General features: G+C 42.1%; 17 protein-coding genes and 2 tRNA genes. 14 read left to right on the top strand and 5 right to left on the bottom strand.

Going from position 1 to position 17068, the window contains the following annotated elements; all coding sequences use genetic code 11:
• Positions 1-208: 208 nt before the first annotated feature.
• Positions 209-1096 (top strand): hypothetical protein, encoded by an 888-nt coding sequence (locus G496_RS0108390; RefSeq protein WP_027178891.1) that lies wholly within the window; start codon positions 209-211, stop codon positions 1094-1096.
• Positions 1065-1934 (top strand): hypothetical protein, encoded by an 870-nt coding sequence (locus G496_RS0108395; RefSeq protein ID WP_156900620.1) that lies wholly within the window; start codon positions 1065-1067, stop codon positions 1932-1934. The genes G496_RS0108390 and G496_RS0108395 overlap by 32 nt, the downstream gene beginning before the upstream one ends.
• A gap of 123 nt (positions 1935-2057) precedes the next feature.
• On the opposite strand, the gene G496_RS0108400 is transcribed toward G496_RS0108395, so the two are convergent.
• Positions 2058-2993, bottom strand: a complete 936-nt coding sequence (locus G496_RS0108400; RefSeq protein WP_027178893.1) for a hypothetical protein — start codon at positions 2991-2993, stop codon at positions 2058-2060.
• 796 nt (positions 2994-3789) lie between these two features.
• On the opposite strand from G496_RS0108400, the gene G496_RS0108405 reads away from it, so the two are divergent.
• The 7 genes from G496_RS0108405 to G496_RS0108430 all read left to right on the top strand — a co-directional run bounded on the left by G496_RS0108405 (position 3790) and on the right by G496_RS0108430 (position 8624).
• Positions 3790-4347, top strand: a complete 558-nt coding sequence (locus G496_RS0108405; protein ID WP_027178894.1) for a tyrosine-type recombinase/integrase — start codon at positions 3790-3792, stop codon at positions 4345-4347.
• A 215-nt stretch (positions 4348-4562) separates the two neighbouring features.
• Complete coding sequence (locus G496_RS21280; RefSeq protein WP_169725744.1) at positions 4563-4919, top strand: hypothetical protein; 357 nt, start codon at positions 4563-4565, stop codon at positions 4917-4919.
• Complete coding sequence (locus G496_RS0108410) at positions 4882-5790, top strand: tyrosine-type recombinase/integrase (protein ID WP_169725745.1); 909 nt, start codon at positions 4882-4884, stop codon at positions 5788-5790. Before G496_RS21280 ends, G496_RS0108410 begins: the two co-directional genes overlap by 38 nt.
• Before the next feature lie 17 nt (positions 5791-5807).
• Positions 5808-6092: a hypothetical protein gene (locus G496_RS0108415; RefSeq protein ID WP_027178896.1), complete on the top strand. Its 285-nt coding sequence runs from the start codon at positions 5808-5810 to the stop codon at positions 6090-6092.
• Positions 6093-6219: 127 nt separating this feature from the next.
• Positions 6220-7059 carry a restriction endonuclease gene (locus tag G496_RS0108420; protein WP_027178897.1) on the top strand — a complete coding sequence of 280 codons (840 nt, stop codon included), beginning with the start codon at positions 6220-6222 and terminating at the stop codon, positions 7057-7059.
• Positions 7060-7069: 10 nt separating this feature from the next.
• Positions 7070-7918: a HEPN domain-containing protein gene (locus G496_RS0108425; RefSeq protein ID WP_169725746.1), complete on the top strand. Its 849-nt coding sequence runs from the start codon at positions 7070-7072 to the stop codon at positions 7916-7918.
• 37 nt (positions 7919-7955) lie between these two features.
• Entirely contained in the window at positions 7956-8624 is a 669-nt protein-coding gene (locus G496_RS0108430; protein WP_027178899.1) for a hypothetical protein, read from the top strand.
• Between the two features lie 194 nt (positions 8625-8818).
• On the opposite strand, the gene G496_RS0108435 is transcribed toward G496_RS0108430, so the two are convergent.
• The 4 genes from G496_RS0108435 to G496_RS0108450 all read right to left on the bottom strand — a co-directional run bounded on the left by G496_RS0108435 (position 8819) and on the right by G496_RS0108450 (position 11193).
• Positions 8819-8895 (bottom strand) — tRNA-Asp (locus G496_RS0108435).
• Between the two features lie 49 nt (positions 8896-8944).
• Positions 8945-9020: transfer RNA gene (locus G496_RS0108440), tRNA-Val, on the bottom strand.
• Between the two features lie 110 nt (positions 9021-9130).
• Positions 9131-9892 carry a class I fructose-bisphosphate aldolase gene (locus G496_RS0108445; RefSeq protein WP_027178900.1) on the bottom strand — a complete coding sequence of 254 codons (762 nt, stop codon included), beginning with the start codon at positions 9890-9892 and terminating at the stop codon, positions 9131-9133.
• Positions 9893-9936: 44 nt separating this feature from the next.
• A complete protein-coding gene (locus G496_RS0108450) occupies positions 9937-11193 on the bottom strand; it encodes an RsmB/NOP family class I SAM-dependent RNA methyltransferase (protein ID WP_027178901.1) in 1257 nt (418 codons plus the stop codon).
• A 303-nt stretch (positions 11194-11496) separates the two neighbouring features.
• Between G496_RS0108450 and G496_RS0108455 the strand changes: the two genes are divergently transcribed.
• From G496_RS0108455 to G496_RS19210, 5 genes are all read left to right on the top strand, one after another.
• Entirely contained in the window at positions 11497-13152 is a 1656-nt protein-coding gene (locus G496_RS0108455) for an FG-GAP repeat domain-containing protein (protein ID WP_027178902.1), read from the top strand.
• Positions 13153-13235: 83 nt separating this feature from the next.
• Positions 13236-14258, top strand: a complete 1023-nt coding sequence (locus tag G496_RS0108460) for a TRAP transporter substrate-binding protein (RefSeq protein ID WP_027178903.1) — start codon at positions 13236-13238, stop codon at positions 14256-14258.
• A 51-nt stretch (positions 14259-14309) separates the two neighbouring features.
• Entirely contained in the window at positions 14310-14810 is a 501-nt protein-coding gene (locus tag G496_RS0108465) for a TRAP transporter small permease (protein ID WP_245577884.1), read from the top strand.
• Positions 14811-14814: 4 nt separating this feature from the next.
• Positions 14815-16119, top strand: a complete 1305-nt coding sequence (locus tag G496_RS0108470; protein ID WP_027178905.1) for a TRAP transporter large permease — start codon at positions 14815-14817, stop codon at positions 16117-16119.
• Positions 16120-16138: 19 nt separating this feature from the next.
• Positions 16139-17017, top strand: a complete 879-nt coding sequence (locus G496_RS19210) for a pseudouridine synthase (protein WP_051294929.1) — start codon at positions 16139-16141, stop codon at positions 17015-17017.
• Positions 17018-17068 lie beyond the last annotated feature (51 nt).

Raw genomic sequence — 17068 nt, forward strand, 5'->3', positions numbered from 1 at the left:
AATATCTATTTTTGATAAAATACATATAATTCAAGCTGTTAAGCAGTTTTAGGTGTATGAAAAGAGTATGAAAAAATACTCGAAACTAACCCATAAAATTGCAGACCAGATGGCTACGGTACTGGCTATTCTGCCGCAGTGCCAAATTTTAAAAATGTCATGGCAGAGACGATAATTCCGGGCAACCGGAACAATGTTGGAGGTTGTGATGGGTACGTTGTCTTCCTCGGTAAACCTGCCGCAGGTCATTCCGATGTCTGCGGAGGCAAAAGTCATCCACGATGATTTGTTGGCTCAAGAACAGTTAATTAGGGCTAAATACCGATCTTTTGAAACCGCTGATGCTTTGAGGAAGCTCAAAAGTGGTCGCGACTTAATCAAACTCAAGGATGTGGTGAACAAAGGCAGACGCAAGGGCTATTTTGAAACTGTGGTTGGCTTAATGTTTCGTGATGAAAACGGAGTTCAACTTATTAAAAAGACCGCTAGATGTGATCGCATGAAAGTCGCACGGTTTAAAGATGCCGAAGATTTTCATTTTCTCGGCTGGACTAACCTTGTGACTGTTTCAGAAGTAGCCAGCAATAACTATAATAAGATTGCTGACTTTTTTAAGAAGATTTCTTTTGATCCTATGAAACACAAGAAGCTGACCTCCAAAGAGTTTTCTGTGGCTGTTAAGTCTGCTGAGATCACATTTAAGCTGAAGGAAGAACAGGTTGGTCCTATTAAGGAAGAGTTCGTTCGTACAGCTGTTCGCAGGAAGATTAATTTCGATAGTAAGTTCATGAAAGTGTTGAGCAACTCTTCTAATCCAGAAGCTTTGCTCCGTGCGAAGGTTGAATACAATGCCACCAAGGTTCCTAACTATACAAAGAATACCGAACCGGATGTAGGTGATATTGAAATCCTTTTCGACAAACTTCACACGTTGTTGAAATATACGAACTTTCTAGGAGATGAAAAAGGCAAGCTGGATCATATCCCCGGTTACTTGTTTGAAGATTTAGCACATGAGCTTGGCTATGCTTTTGTCAAAGCTGGCTATTCAGGAGAAAAAGCAAATGCGAATGTATTTATCGTCCATGACGTATGAAGCTTTGCTTCGTCTTCATGAATTACGTCCTGATGTAAAAGTCCATATCCTTAGGTCATATCTGAATGATGGACCCGGAACATTCAAGGTGTTGCTGAACATGCCGCCAAATGTGCTCTCAGTAGCATGTGACTCGAACACATACCATATTACGACCAATGACAATGAACATAATCAGGACATTGAAACTCATGCCCACTTTGTGAAGAATAACAGTTCATTTTATCCCATAATGTTTAATTTTGACATCGAACATGGAGACGATGGAACTGAGGCGTGCTGGGAAAATCAGTATGAACTGGAACGACGCGGGTTGAACATTGTTCCGGTGATCCAGAATTTGGAATATGAAGTCCCACATGTCATTGAAAGGGGGGATGAGCTTGTTGCAATTGGTTCGACCCGGATGAAAAAAATGGATGAGATAAATGACGCCACTGATGAACTCTATCGCAATAACATTTGCACCCATTTATTCGGAGTGGGGTCAATGGCAAAACTTCTTGGAACAAAGGCATGGAGTTCAGATTGTAGTTCTTTCGGGAAATGGATTGCAAGCGGAAGAGCTATTTGGTTCGATGAAGTCAGCCAAAAAGAAATATCCTTTGCTTTTAGAAAATATAATAAGAAAGGAAAAATGAATCCTGATTACATTAGGGAGCATATCCTTGGTAAAAAATATCAGGAATGGCTTTGGGAACATCTTGGTGTTGAAATAGAAGACCTCTTTAATGATCATAATTTGAAACTTGCCGTTAATGCCTATTATTTTTGGGAACTTGAACAGCGCGTCACCCAAAGTCAGAAAGATGCTGGAATTCATTTCAAACATTGGTAGTATTTCATGTTGCTCTTGAGACAAGAAATTAAATTTTAGTCGATATTGAACGGCAGATTATACGACTTCATGAAAAGGGAAGGGACAATAAGTTCCTTCCCTTTTTTACGTACTTAAACCAGTTTATGCCACCTTGATCGCATCTTCATACATTGACAGGTAAAACGGTTCAGAAATGAACTGTGTGAAGCTATCCATGAAATAATGATCATAAAAATAGTGGTGAGGATTATTTTTGACGGTACTCACAGCTTGTCTTACAGCAGCAACTCCACCACAATTCACGCTTCCATTCAAAAGAGTGAAGAAGTCTTGTTCATAAGGTTTTTCAAAATTGGTGTTTTTGTTAAATTTTTCATGATCAAATACCATGAACTGGTGCCGACCAAACGGGACTATAGGATGGACAGTGACGACATCTTCAATTGTCGTAAGGTATCTTGATTTCAATGCCTTCCTTGCCATGGTCGCTTCAAGCCGAACAGGACATTCTTCCTTGTTCAATTTAATGTAAATTCTACTACCGATTCCAGAAGTAGTTCTGACGCTATTTAAATATCTCGTCCCAGAATACTGTGGATGGGTGAACAACTTCCCATGATACTTCAGTAGCGCAGTCGAAGAGAGAAACTCATAAAACTTGCCGTTATCAGAAGTATAGAAATCCAACGAATATTCAATTTTTGAAACATGATTAGGAATCCCTTTAAAGATACTGATTATATAGGGGATTGATAAGTGGTCGATGTCCTTGAACTGAAAAATGGTCCATTTAAATTTGTTTAAACTGAAACAGAAGATTCTGTATGTTTTGCCATTGATAGTAAATTCAGCTTCATAAACTCCTTTTTTCTTATCTGAATAGTATTTGCTTGATTTGATTGAGAAATGTTTTTCCAAGAATGATTCAACTTTACTTGGATGTAAGTTGCCAAAAGAAACTGCGACATTGACGAAATCGATGCTGGGTTCAGCCCTGTGAATCGTCAGTTCTGGCTGCATGACACAGTTGATAAGCTCTTCGTAATCGTAAAAAGATTCTGGTAATGAAATAGTCATAAAAAATCCTTTGAATAAAATTCTACAGCAATAAAGTAATCATTCTTGCTGCAACAAAAATATAAACAACTAGTAACACTGTGAAGCAAATCAAACTGTATAAAAGTATTCATACATATTAGTCTAAGTAATATATTTTCATACTTGACTTAGTTAAGATCATATAATTTATTGTTTTAAATTTAAAAAATAACCACATAATTATATAAAATATTCTGTGATCTTTTTTTATATGCATTTGTTTTTTTTAAATATGATTTGCTTACAGAGTTATTATATCTATATTTTTTTAACTTTACTAAAGAGACTAACATTTATGATGTTTTGATAGAGATATATGAACCAAAGGAGTGTAGCTACAGTTCTAGGAGGCTTTAATGACCTGTTATATGAAATCCGGTGTTTACATTGGAAGGAAGATAATAAGAATTTTAAGATCACCTCTAACCAAAGAGATCATTCTTAGGTCTATTTCTATCATTATAAAACATAGATTATAGGAAATGTATCTTAAGAAGAGAGTGCTGGGTTCCGGTGCTCTCTTTTTGTTTATTCTTTTGAACGGCAAGATCGTTAATCTGCACTTTTGTCATTTTCACAGACTTAACAGAGATATTGTAACATACCGATTTAAATGTACGTTTTTATCTAAAATCGTACATTACTTCCTTTCCTTTCAAAAAATTAAGAACTTAAACGAGTTACCACTGGGGCTGGATATTCAGTTTCAGTCGTGCCGTTTTGAATGCATGGTTTTATCCTTTCCAAAGTAAATTCAAACATTCAGGAGGTTTTTATGAAGGTAGAACCGTTTACGAATTTAAAGGACATTCGGAACGTAAAGAGGTTGTTGCGAACTAAGCCAAGAGATTTGTTGCTCTGGGTTATGGGGATCAATTCAGGCTTGCGAGTACAAGACCTACTTTCCCTTCGTATAGAGGATTTGAAGGATAAAAAAGTTGGGGATCGTATCGCAGTAAGGGAGAAGAAAACAAACAAGGAAAACGTGATCGTCATTAATAAGGAGATAGCTTCCTGCTTCAAGTTCTATATGGATAAGTTTGAACCTGACGATAACCATTTTCTCTTCCGTAGCAGAAAGGGCATTAATTACCCGATTACGACCTACCGGGTAACGGGTTTGGTCAAAGAATGGGCATCATCACTGAACATACAAGGTAACTATGGAGCACATAGTTTAAGAAAAACATTCTGTTACGTACAACGTGTTCATTATGGAACTCCTTGGGAAGTGCTATGTCAAAGGCTTCGACATTCCTCTCCTTCGATAACTCGAAGATACCTTGGAATTCAAAATGAAGAGGTAGAAGAGATTCTTTTGAACACCATTTAGATAAGAAAGTATCTGTTCTTAACTGACTTTTAGAAGGGGCCTCCAGCAGGTCCCTAAATTTTTTTTAAAGTCAACCTATTTTTGATGATGCAAAAGTGTTTGAGGGTGTTGCAGTGTTGATGGATAAAATAGAAAATCCTCCTAACATAGAGGGATATAAAGATTTTTCTTGAGTTGGTATTGCCTCAGAATTTGTCTGAGCGTATTTTAAGGGCATGTCTCTGACGGAAAAATTAGGCGTACCTCTGACGCCAGATGAAGCTGGCAAAATACTCGGCGTAAGCGGAAATTCCATGCGCAAACATTACAGGCGATGGGGTGGCGTTGAAGTTGTTCCGGGAAACATACGGTTTTTTGAAAACATATTGGAGGAAAAGATCAATGCCAACATTAGACAAACGGCAGAAGTCGGGTCCTCGTGTGAAGGCGGTAAAACAATACAAGGGCGAAAGAGTCGAGAAGTTGTTTCCAGACGCAAGTCCCAAAAGTTGGCGTGCAGCCAGACGTTGGGAGGACGAAAAGGAGAAAGAATTGATGAAGAAATTCTCGATGAACATGGTCTTCTCTGCTAGGCCCACGTTGTTTTCTTCGCTCACCAAGTACTTGACCCACTGTAAGTCGCAGTATTCTGAAAAAACATACAAAGAGAAAACTTCTCATGCGAAGTTGGCGATTAAGCACTTCGGTAAAGACCGAACATTGGAAACTATAACACCGTCAGATGCCGCAGCATTCTTCGACAAGCTATTTAAGAAGCAGTCCGGTTACGCGGTAAACAAGGTCCGCAAGAACCTGAACGCATTTTGGAAGTGGGCTAGTGTTTTTGTTGAAGGTTTTCCTCAGATTTTGAATCCGATTGATGCGGTACCGAAGAAACCTGAGGAACGAAAAGAAAGATACGTTCCGCCAAAGGATGATTTTGAGAAAGTTTTGAAAGTAGTCGAAGGCCAAGATTATGTACTGCTCAAGACCTTTTATTTTACCGGAGCTAGGCGTGGTGCAATATATGGTTTGAAGTGGTCAGATATCCTTTTTGACCAGCAACGCATTCGTCTTTGGACCATGAAGCGTAAAAACGGAAACAAAGAATATGCGCTAGTGCCGTTGCTTTCTGAACTGAAGGAGCTGCTGCTTGATTGGAAGTCCCGGCAACCAATTAGGTCAGAATATGTGTTTGTAAACTATGCCCCCCAATCAAGTACGTATGGCGGGCCATATGTAGATAGGATCAGGTTTATGCATAAAGTCTGTGAAAAAGCAGGAGTTACATTCTTCGGGTATCACAGCATTCGTCATCTTACCGCAACGATGCTTTACCATGCCGGACATCCGATTTCAGTCATTCAACGCATTCTTATGCACAAGAACCCAAACACCACAGTTCGCTATCTTCGTGACCTTGGCTTGGATCGTGCCTTTGATGCGATTGATGGAACCATTTAACATAGGAGAAGACTATTATGGATTTTGTCTCTACTAGTAAGCCTACGGCTCCGAACATCAAATATGTAGATGTTGAGTTTCGTGGAACCGAGAAGCAGTTCAAGCAGCGGATCAAAATGACAAAGATTAAAGGAAAGTTGACAAATGAAGGAAGCCTTTATCGCTTTACTCATCGTAAAGGCATTTATTTTGAGTGGGATTCAGGTACCAAGTATGGCTGTTTCCATGGAGATTGGAATGAAGAGATGAAATATAATATTATCGTGAATCTGGGGAGGTCGCTTGCCTTTCATTATGCCTAGATTGGATTTGAAATATTGGTAAGCATGTTTGGGCTGGAGCGAAAGTTCCAGCCCTTTCTTTTTGTTCAGCTCTTGGCAATTTATAAGCTAAAGAGTATGACGATTCTAATAAAAGGTGAATCTAGTAATGAACATACCGAAATACCATGAAATGTTGATCCCCGCAGTTAAGGTCATTGCTGATCTTGGCGGGTCGGGAACTATCCAAGAAATAGCTGAAGGTGTTATCAAGCTTCTTGAGCTTCCTGAAGAAGTTACCTCTCATCCACATAATCCAGAAAAGTCGAGCCAGACAGAAGTAGAGTACAGGCTGGCGTGGGCCAGAACTTACCTGAAGAAGTACGGATTAATAGACAATTCTGAACGCGGTGTCTGGGCCTTTACGGATAAGTACCAGCGCGGGATGAAATTGGACCCTGAAGAAATTGTGCAGGCTGTCCGGGGTCAGGGTAAGAACTCCAAGAAAAAAGCTATGGACGATGCTCCAGAGGCTCTCCCTGATGACATGGGCTGGCGTGAAACACTACACCAGACCGTTTTGTCACTCGACCCAAGCGCATTTGAAAGGCTAACCAAACGTATACTGCGGGAGGTCGGTTTTGTGCAGGTTGAAGTAACAGGACAGTCCGGTGACGGTGGCATAGACGGCAAAGGGATCGTGAAGATTCAGGAAGTCTTGAGCTACCATGTAGTGTTTCAATGCAAGAGATATAAAGGTTCCGTTGGCTCTAGCGCAATCCGTGATTTCAGAGGAGCTATGGTGGGCCGAGCAGATAAGGGGCTTTTCATTACTACCGGAACGTTCACCAGAGATGCAGCCAAAGAAGCTATCCGGGACGGAGCTTCACCTATTGATTTGATTGATGGGGATGATTTGGTTGATATGCTCAAGAAACTCCGGCTTGGTGTGAATGTTCGGATGGTTGAGGAAGTTGAAGTTGATAACCAATGGTTCGAGAAAATATAAGAAAGCATACATGCCTAAATCAACCATTCCTAAAAATCCTGACATAAATAGCGAAATCAACAACCACGCAGCACGCCTTCGTGACTTGGCAGACTTGGATTACATATCCGCTAGAACATTATACAGAAATCAGTGCTATCTAGAGTTCTACTGGTACGCTCAACAAAGCATAGAAAAATATCTTAAAGCTATCTTCATATTTTGCAGAAAGCCTAATAAGAAAAAGACTCATGATTTAGGCTTACTCCATTGTTCGGTGAAAAATATCACAATTTATGATATGTTTTTAGAATTTCCACCAATTATCGATGATCTAGTTTTGTATTTTGACCTACTTGGGAGTGTGGATTGTCGCTATAATGAGCTTAGAAGGTTTAGTGGGGAACTTGGAGCGGACATACAGTTCTTAGATGACAGCGTTATTTACATCAGAAGATATTGTCGAAATCTATACCCTCAACAAAACGATCTTGATGATGAAAAAAATGCGAAAGCACTAATGAGAAGGCTATCGTTGGAAAATTCCAATAAAGAACAGCTTCGTTTATCATTATATACAGGATTACTTGGCAATATCCTTCGAGCTCCGGGGAAAACGAAAGACAAACTGAAAGAGAATCTTGTTTGGGCGAACAGCTACCTTTTAAATGAACATCAACCTGCTGACACCATCATTCAACAAGCAATAATTGACCTAACTCCATCAATTCATGACAACCCCAAATTAATAAAAGCACTTAGAGATTTGATTTCAATTCCCAAAAACATAGATGAAAAGCAAAAAGGATTTACCTCTAGGCTAATCGCCATCAAGCGCAGGATAGACAAAAATCTAACTAGCGCAAAAGTAAGCAACTGAAGGTAAAAGAAGAATCTACAACTTATATGAAATTGGTATGGCGAACTCAATTCAATCACCAAATATATATTTAGATTTAGACTTAAGATTTCTTGAAATAGAGACCAGTCTAAGCGACATTCTCAGCTTATATGAAATTCAAATCGCGCAGATGGACGCGTTCATAGGTAAAGCCCACGACGACATGCTCAACTGTGACGATCATGAAGAATATCAGATGTATAGTCAGATATATGAATATACAAAGGAAGTGTGGGCTCCACGTTTCTTTTTGCATGGAACAATTCTATTTACATGGTCTACATACGAAACGCTATTATCAACATTTGCTAGAAGGCTCGTTGAGGCCAAGCATCCTGAACTAAAGATCCGTCTTCAACAGCTGAAGGGTCCAATTTTAAAACGTATTAAACTGTTCTTTTCGGACGTACTAAAAATATCAACCATTCACTCTGATGAAGATTGGGCATTTTTAGATAATGTTTACACTGTGCGAAATGCTATCGCACACGAAAATGGCGACCTATACCTAATGAAAGATAAAACGATTCAGGATTTAAAAAAGATCGATAAGGACTCAACTCGATTCAACTTTAGCCAAAGCCATTTCAACGTAACCAAAGAATATACTGATGAAATAATTTACAACATGCATAGGATATTGTCCGAAGTCTTTGTCATATATAAAAATGAAATAGAAACCTGACACATCCCACTTCCAAAACAAATTCAAGTAGATGGGCACATTCCGCCGGAGGCCGTAAGAAAACGTCCTCCCCAACCCACTGCGATTACTACCTAAAATAAATATTGTGTCCGATGGATGTGTCCGATCAATTTTACCGGCACCAAAAAGAAAAAGGATACCAATCTAAATGATTGATATCCTTTCCAGAAAAGTGGCGGAGCCGAAGGGACTCGAACCCTCGGCCTCCGGCGTGACAGGCCGGCGTTATAACCAACTTAACTACGACTCCGCGCCTTTTTGGGGTAAAACGAGTTAAGACGTTTTACAGGCTTATTTGGTGGTAGGCGGAACAGGGCTCGAACCTGTGACCCTCGGCTTGTAAGGCCGATGCTCTCCCAACTGAGCTATCCGCCCAAAAGGTTTGGAAAAAACCTGATCGCCACGGAGAGGGATACTGCCGATGTCGCTCCGTTTTGTCAAACTTTTTTTTAGATATTTTTAAAATAAATTTTAACTATTTTAAATTAATTACTTTTATGGGTTACTTTTGCAAACTCGGCCATGCTCTCCGCCGGTACTTCGGTCTGGAAAATATTTCTGCCTATACAGCAGCCTCGGCAGCCTGCGGCAAGCCCTTTGCTGACATTAGCTAAAGTTCCTTCGATATCCTGTCCCAGCGGACCTCCTGTTACCAGAACCGGAATGGGACTCGCTTTTACAGCCTCATTGAAAGTTCCACCGTTATGCGGGTAAGGAACCGCGACTATATCGGGCCCTAGTTCTGCTCCGATGCGTATGCAGTGTGCCACAAGGCTGGGGTCATGTTCGTTTATAACTGAAGCTCCCCTTGCAAAAACAGTGGCGAGTACGGGGAGTCCGTATTTGTGAGCTTCATCAGTTGCTTCACCCATTTCAGAGAGCATTCTGTCTTCGAATTCATTGCCGATATTGACGTGGATTGAAACCGCGTCTGCACCTAAACGCAATGCTTCCTGAATAGAGCAGACAAGGCTCTTATTGTATGTAGGTGTTCCGTGACGGGTGCCTGCGTTGAGCTGAATGATAAGGTTCGCTTCCACAGGGACAATTTTGCTGTAATGGTTTGCCAGCCCTTTGTTGAGAATCACTCCCTGAACCCTGTGTCTGGGCATTGCTCTCAAAATATCAGGAATACCGCCAAGGCCAGGTATCATCCCTTCGTTGGCTCCGTGGTCAAGGGCCAGAATCAGTGAGTTGAGGCTTTCTGTATCAAACAGTCTGGCAAGCCTTCTGGAAACTCCGTTCATTTAATCCTCTGGTTTATTAAATTTCTGCCGCTTAAAAGGGCAGTTTATTTTTCACTCCAGACATAGCGTCTGCCTTTCTGGCTGACAAATCCGAGTCTGAGATTTTTATAAAAAAGTCCAACCTGAGTCTTGCCTTTATCCGCTGCTTCCAGACTTTGTCCGGTCAGAAGATTTTTGAGATCAGCACTGTTTTCTATCACAAGGGCCTTTTTATCCGGTGTTTCGGGTAAAAGAACTCTGGCAAAAGGATCAGGACGGAAAATATTTTTCACCACTTTGCCGACAGGAAATCCCATCCAGCGTATTTCACGGGGGAGATTTTTTAGAGCATGGCGATGTAAAAACAGAGCCTTACCGTTAAAATCGTATAGTTCCCCATCTGGAAGAGCTGAAAGATCTACGGAGTCAGGAGTTGAAATTTTGTTCAAATCAAGCCTTTTTCCCGGAAGATCGCACGGATCTGGTTTTTCAGCTTCAAGTCCTTCTTTTTTCCGCAGGGCGCATAAGTAAAATCCCTGTCCGCCTCCGGACCCATCCACTCTAAGCACTCCATCCATATTGGGCAATAGTGGTTCCGCTATGGTGAATCCGGCAGGATAAGGAAGTTTTAAAAGCTCAAAACCCAGTTCCTCGGTTGCAAATCGTGTCTGCTCTTCGTTTTCTTCTATATTGGTCGTGCATGTGGAGTAGAGAATCTTTCCTCCGGGCGCTAAAAGATCGTATGCTTTTTGAAGCAGCTGTTTTTGCAAGGTGACAAGTGGAGCTGTTTTACCCTCGCCCCATAACTCCATAACTTTCGGGTTTTTTTCAACAGTACCCCATCCGCTGCATGGAGGATCAAGCAGTATCCATTCCCAGCAGGATGACGGCAGGGGCAGGTTCTGGGATTCATAGTTTACTGTTGCGGAATTAACGGCTTGAACCCGGCGCAGATTCTGGCGTAATGTAGCCAGCCTGTCGCGTGACGGTTCACTGGCGAGAACAAAGCCATCCTGACCTGTGAGGAGAGCCAGCAGGCCGGTTTTACTTCCCGGGCTGGCGCACATATCAATTGCTGCGGCCCCTTTGTCCGGTGCCAGCATCAGTGGTGGCAGCATGGATGATCTGTCCTGAATATAAATTCGACCGAAGCGTGCAGCAAGTGAGTCACCCAACGGGAAAGGCTCGTTGGTCAGAACCCTTGCCATGGAATAAAAAGGTTCCGGTTCGAAATCAAAGCCTTGCGATCTGAGCAGATCTTCGACATAAGATGTTTCGTCTTCCCGGCAGACCAGTCTGAAAGTACGGAGTTTGTTTTTCATATTTTAAAAAACTGCGAGCAGCTGAGTTTACTTTTTTAAAGGTGTCTGCCGCAGGAAATGGATGGATAAAACAGCCCGCAGGCTTTGACAAGTATCGGTTGGTGTGCTCAATGTTTGTTTTGCGTCACACGAGGTTAGCTGGTAAAGAGTGTCTAATTAACCGGCATGATCGGCATCAGATAAAACCGATGTTATGACGATGTATTAAACTGTTGGAAAATATTGAATAAAAAACTGAATTTAAATGGTTGCCCAATAATTTTAGATGGTATGCTTTAAGTCTACCGGAGGTTTGATTAGAAAATGTTCGCAAAAAAAATTGTTTCAGTTTTTATAACTATGCTTTTCGTTCTTGCGGCCGGAGTCGCACATAGCGCTGGCTCTGCAAGGAGTTATGCTGTTTTTCCTTTTGAAGTGAACGGTCCTTCACAGTATCAGTATCTGAGCCGTGGAGTGCAATCCATGATGAGTTCACGCCTTAACTGGACAGGACATTTTGAACCTATTCCGGGTTCAAAAGATTTGTCCGAAAAGGATCGTCCGTCCGGAAAAATAGAGGAACTTAAAACTGCACAGCGTCTTTCTGCAGATTATCTTATCCTTGGAACTTTGATGGTAGCCGGTGATGATGTTTCTGTTGATGTCAAGATTACTAATAAAGATGGTAAGGTCTGGAATAAAAATTCCAAGACCAATATAAATGACCTTATTCCCAGTCTTGATGACCTTGCCAAAGATATACAGAGCGACCTTTTTGAAAAGCCGGGGCAGACTTCCGAGGACAGGGCTAAAGAGAAAAAGCTGGAAGCAGCAAGACCTGATGGCCCGAATAATCCGTTTATCGTGATGGCTTCATCTGCCGGAAAGCCTATGGAAAGTAAGATTAACCCGCAGTTCAGATATGAAGGCGGAGCATCAACTCCCGGTATGTGGCGGAGCCAGAGTGTAAATATTGTCAACCGCGGTGGATTCGTTGCTGATGTTACCGGTGATGGCAAGGCAAACTTCATTATTTTAACCGATAGCGAAGTTATTGTTTATGATATTATTGGGCAGCATTTGAAAAAAAATGTTGAATACAACCTGTTCGCCAGATCTAATCCCCTGCGGGTCAGCGGCATTGATCTTGACGGTGACGGCGTTCAGGAAGTTGTTGCCACCAGTCTCCGTGACGACAGGGCTCACAGCTTTATCATTTCCTTTAAAAATGGTGTTGCCAGAGCTATAAATGATGATCTCAAACTCTTCCTGACTGTTGTGCGTATGCCGCCGAGTTTCACTCCTTCTCTGGTTGGTCAGAAGGTTAACTCCACCAGAACATTTTATTCTAAGGACGTAACAGAGTACATGCTTTCCAAAGGCAAACTGATGCCGGTCAGAAAGCTTAGAGTTCCTCAGTTTACAAACGTGTTCAACCTTTCCTATCTGCCTCAGAAAGACGGATATAAAGTTCTTGTTATCGGTAAAAGAGGTAATATAGCTGTTTATAATAAAGATCTGGAACCGCTTTACCAGTCTGAAGAATCATATAACTCTACACCGGTGAAAGTTGAACTTGGTTCCAACTTTGCGGGTCTTAATCCTGACAGTGCGGCCACCAAAATGGAAAGCTACCTTTTCATCCCCATGCCGGTCCTGATCGCCTCAATAAGTGACCCAGCCAAGCAGGAAGTTCTGTTGAACAGAGATGTTTCCGTAGCTTCCCAGTTGTTCAGCAACTATAGGTCTTTTTCTCAGGGTGAAATTCATTCCGAATTCTGGGACGGCGTAGGCCTCAACCTCGCATGGAAGACCCGCCGTATCAAAGGTACGGTTACTTCTTACGGACTTGCTGATGTTGATAATGACGGTGAAGATGAACTTTATTGTATTCTCAACACCTTCCCCGGAGCTTTGGGCATCAAGTACAGGAAGACTTTCCTTGTTTCTTATGAACTTTCTCTTCCGGGTGGAAAATAGTATAATAAGCGAATCCGGCCTCCGTCTTTTGGACGGGGGCCTTTTTTTAATTAAAATTTAAGATGAGTTCCGGGGGAGTTGAAATGCGTATTTTTTGTATCTTCAGGTGTTGTCTTGTTGCTTTGGTGATGGTTGCTATTTTTGCGTTAAGCATTCCTGCTTCAGCTGCAACTACATTGAGCTATGCCAATTTTCCTCCAGCCAAAACATTTCCATGTGTTCAGATGGAACGATGGAAAACAGAGGTTGAAAAAAGGACAGCTGGTAAGATCAAAATTCAGACATACCCCGGATCAACGCTGCTCGGAGCTAAAAATACCCTGCGTGGAGTTATGGCCGGTCAGGCCGACATCGGTTGTATCAGTCTTGCTTACCATCCCGGAGTTTTTCCGCTTTGCTCGGTTATGGAGCTCCCTCTCGGTTTCACTTCTTCAACTTCCGCAAGCCTTGCTTTGTGGGAACTTTTTCAGAAATACAATCCTAAAGAATTTAAGAGAGTCAAAGTCCTTACAATGTTCGCTTCTGCTCCTTCAAACATAATGAGCAAAGTGCCCGTGCGCTCCCTTGCCGATTTGAAGGGCCTTGAAGTCAGGGCTTCGGGGATACTTTCCTCAATACTTGATTCACTCGGGGCAACTCCGGTTTCCATGCCCATGAGCGAAACCCCGGAATCACTCCAGAAGGGCGTTGTCAAAGGTTTGTTTTCCTCGTTTGAAGTTCTTAAAGACTTCAATTTTGCTGAAATATGCCGCTATGAGACTGAAACAAACGCAGCTGTTTATCCTTTTGCGGTAATTATGAACCTGCGTACATGGAACAGTTTGTCTGACGATGTAAAAAAAGTTCTTACCGATCTTGGCAGAGAGCAGGCTGAGTGGACCGGTAATTATATGGATAAGCATGTTGAAGAAGCCTTAAAATGGTCAAAAGAAAAATATGGAATTGAGATCATAAAACTCAGTGAAAGTGATCAGGCTGAAATGTCTAAAAGAACTGCTCCGCTGATTGAGGACTGGAAGAAAATCTCTTCAGCAAAAGGCGTTGATGCTGAAGCTGTCCTTAACTTTGTAGAATCTAAAAAAACTAAATATGAACCGTCCCGTTAGTTTTGAAGTCTTGTGGCATGCTTACCCTTCACAGCGTAGTGAGATAGTAGAATGATTTTAAACAGAATGGAGCAGGTTTCCAGAAAAGTATGCAATGTTCTAGCAGTGATCTCAGGTGTTGCTCTAACACTCATGATGCTGCTGGCCTGTGCAAATATGTTTTTCAGAGCTGTATGGGTTCCTGTTCAGGGGACTTTTGAGCTTATGGGATATCTGGGTGCGGTTGTGGCCTCTTTTGCCCTTGGAATTTCACAGATAAATAAAAGCCATATCTCTGTCGGATTGTTCTTTAACTCTTTCCCGCCACTGCTGCAAAAGATTCTGGATTTTCTGACTCTGCTTGTTTCATGCCTTTTTTTTCTGCTCTGCGCCCGCGAAGTCTTCAACTGGGGCAGTTTTGTTCTTGATATCGGTGAATTATCTGAAACATTGGGAATTGTTTATTACCCATTTGTTTTTGCAGTTGCCTTCGGCTACCTCTGCATAGCTTTTGTCCTCTTTATGGAAATGCTTCGGGTCTTTTTTGAACCTCAAAAAACAAAGCGGGCGTAACTGAATGGAACCTGTAACTATAGGCCTGATAGGAATTGTCGGGCTTCTTTTAATAATTCTCATGCTGCGCCTGCCGGTTGGTTTTGCTCTGGGTATAGTGGGGTTTATCGGTTTTGCCATTATCACCAACATGCGTGCAGCCTACGGTATGGTCGGTTCTGAAATCTGGAATGTTTTTTCATCTTATGGACTGACAGTTATCCCTCTTTTTATACTAATGGGGCAGATTTGTTTTTATTCCGGGGTCAACGAGCGGCTTTACAAAGCGGCCTATGCGTGGATGGGGCATATCCGTGGCGGTGTGGCTATGGCAACTGTTCTGGCCTGTGCCGGATTTGCTGCTATATGCGGTTCAAATACAGCTACAGCTGCAACAATGAGCACTGTTGCACTGCCGGAGATGAAAAAATTTCGCTATAATCCGGTCCTGAGCACCGGAGCGGTTGCATCGGGAGCAACTCTGGGAGTTGTTATTCCTCCAAGTGTCGTACTGATAATAATCGGTCTTCAGACGGGGGAGTCCATAGGCCGTCTTTTTCTGGGAGGAGTTCTACCGGGATTGCTGCTGTGTATATTGTTTTTATTAACAATAACCCTGATGTGCAGAATGAATCCTGACTGGGGTCCGTCCGGTCCAAGACTGTCGTTCAAACAGAAATTGCTGACACTGCCCGGATCTGTGGAAATGATAGCCTTATTTATACTGGTCATGGGCGGACTGTTTGCAGGCTTTTTTACTCCTACTGAAGCCGGGGCTGCGGGATCTGCTCTTGCATCTGTCATCAGTATAGTTTCCGGCAAACTGACTTTTAAAAAATATGTAAGTGCTGTCAGTGATACTATTAAAGTATCCTGTATGATCATGGTCATCATTGTCGGGGCGGTTATTTTCGGTAAATTTCTTGCCGTCACCCGGCTTCCGTTTGAAGTTGCGGATTTTGTCTCTACTCTTCCTATTCCCTCAACAGTAATAATCCTGCTGGTCTGCGTAATTTACGTTATTGGCGGCATGGTTATGGATGCCCTTGCACTTTTACTGATAACGATACCGATATTTTTCCCCATGGTTTCGGCTATGGGTTATGATCCGGTCTGGTTTGGTGTTCTAGTCACAGTAGTGACCTCAATGGGAGCGATAACACCTCCTGTGGGTGTTAATACCTTTATCGTCGCTTCAATGGCTGAAGATGTAGCCATGGACAGGGTTTTTCTCGGAGTTACCTGGTTTATGGGGGCTTATGCGGTGATGGTTGCCATACTTATGGCCATACCTCAGACAGTTACTTTCCTGCCCGGATTGATGGGCTGATATTTTTATACATATTGATATGCCTGCAATATTTGTAAAGGTTGCCAGAGAAGAAGCCGGACAGAAGTTAGTTCGTTTTCTGGAAAGAAGGGTAAATGGCGGGGTTCCGCGCTCTGCTATCATGCGCTGGATTCGCAAAGGTGACGTGCGTGTTGATAAAGGGCGCAAAAAACCGTTTGATATCGTAAAGGAAGGCCAGACTGTACGCATTCCTCCATACCGCTTTTCTGCTGATGAAAAAGAAGCTGACATTCAGACTTTAGAACATCTCGATATAATTTTTGAAAATGATGATATCCTTGTCGTGAACAAACCCGGTGGCTTGCCGGTTCAAGGCGGATCAGGTCACTCTGACAGTGTGGCTGACCGCTTAAAAGCGATGTTCAGCGGTAAAGTTTTTATCCCTGCTCCGGCACATAGGCTGGATAGAGATACTTCAGGCATAGTTTTTTGTGGAAAATCTCATCGTGGTTTGAAGGAGCTTTCTGAGTCTTTCAAAAATAGAAATGCGGATAAATTTTATCTTGCTGAGGTTGAAGGCCATTGGTCCAAAAAAGGGTGGACCCTTATGGAAGATAAAATGATTAAGCAGGGTGCTCCGGGAAAGGAACGCATGGCCACCGGAGCTGGCAAAACAGCACTTGCCGAAGTTAAATCTGTTAAAAGTTCAGACAGGAGTCTTTTAATCATCAAATTGCTGACAGGCCGAACCCATCAGCTAAGGGTTCAGCTGGCTGAACGTGGTTTTCCCATTGTCGGTGATATGAAATACGGTCTTAAATCAAAACAGAACTGCATGCGGCTTCACTGCTTTAAGGTAAGAATTTGCGGAGTTGAAGTCAGCTCTTTACCACTGTGGATTGATTCCACTGACGCTGAGCTTGATTTAAAAGTATAAAATATTTTATTTATATATTTTGAATGGTTATTAGTTTTTAAGAGCACAGGA

Source organism: Maridesulfovibrio bastinii DSM 16055 (assembly GCF_000429985.1).
GTDB classification, from domain to species: domain Bacteria; phylum Desulfobacterota; class Desulfovibrionia; order Desulfovibrionales; family Desulfovibrionaceae; genus Maridesulfovibrio; species Maridesulfovibrio bastinii.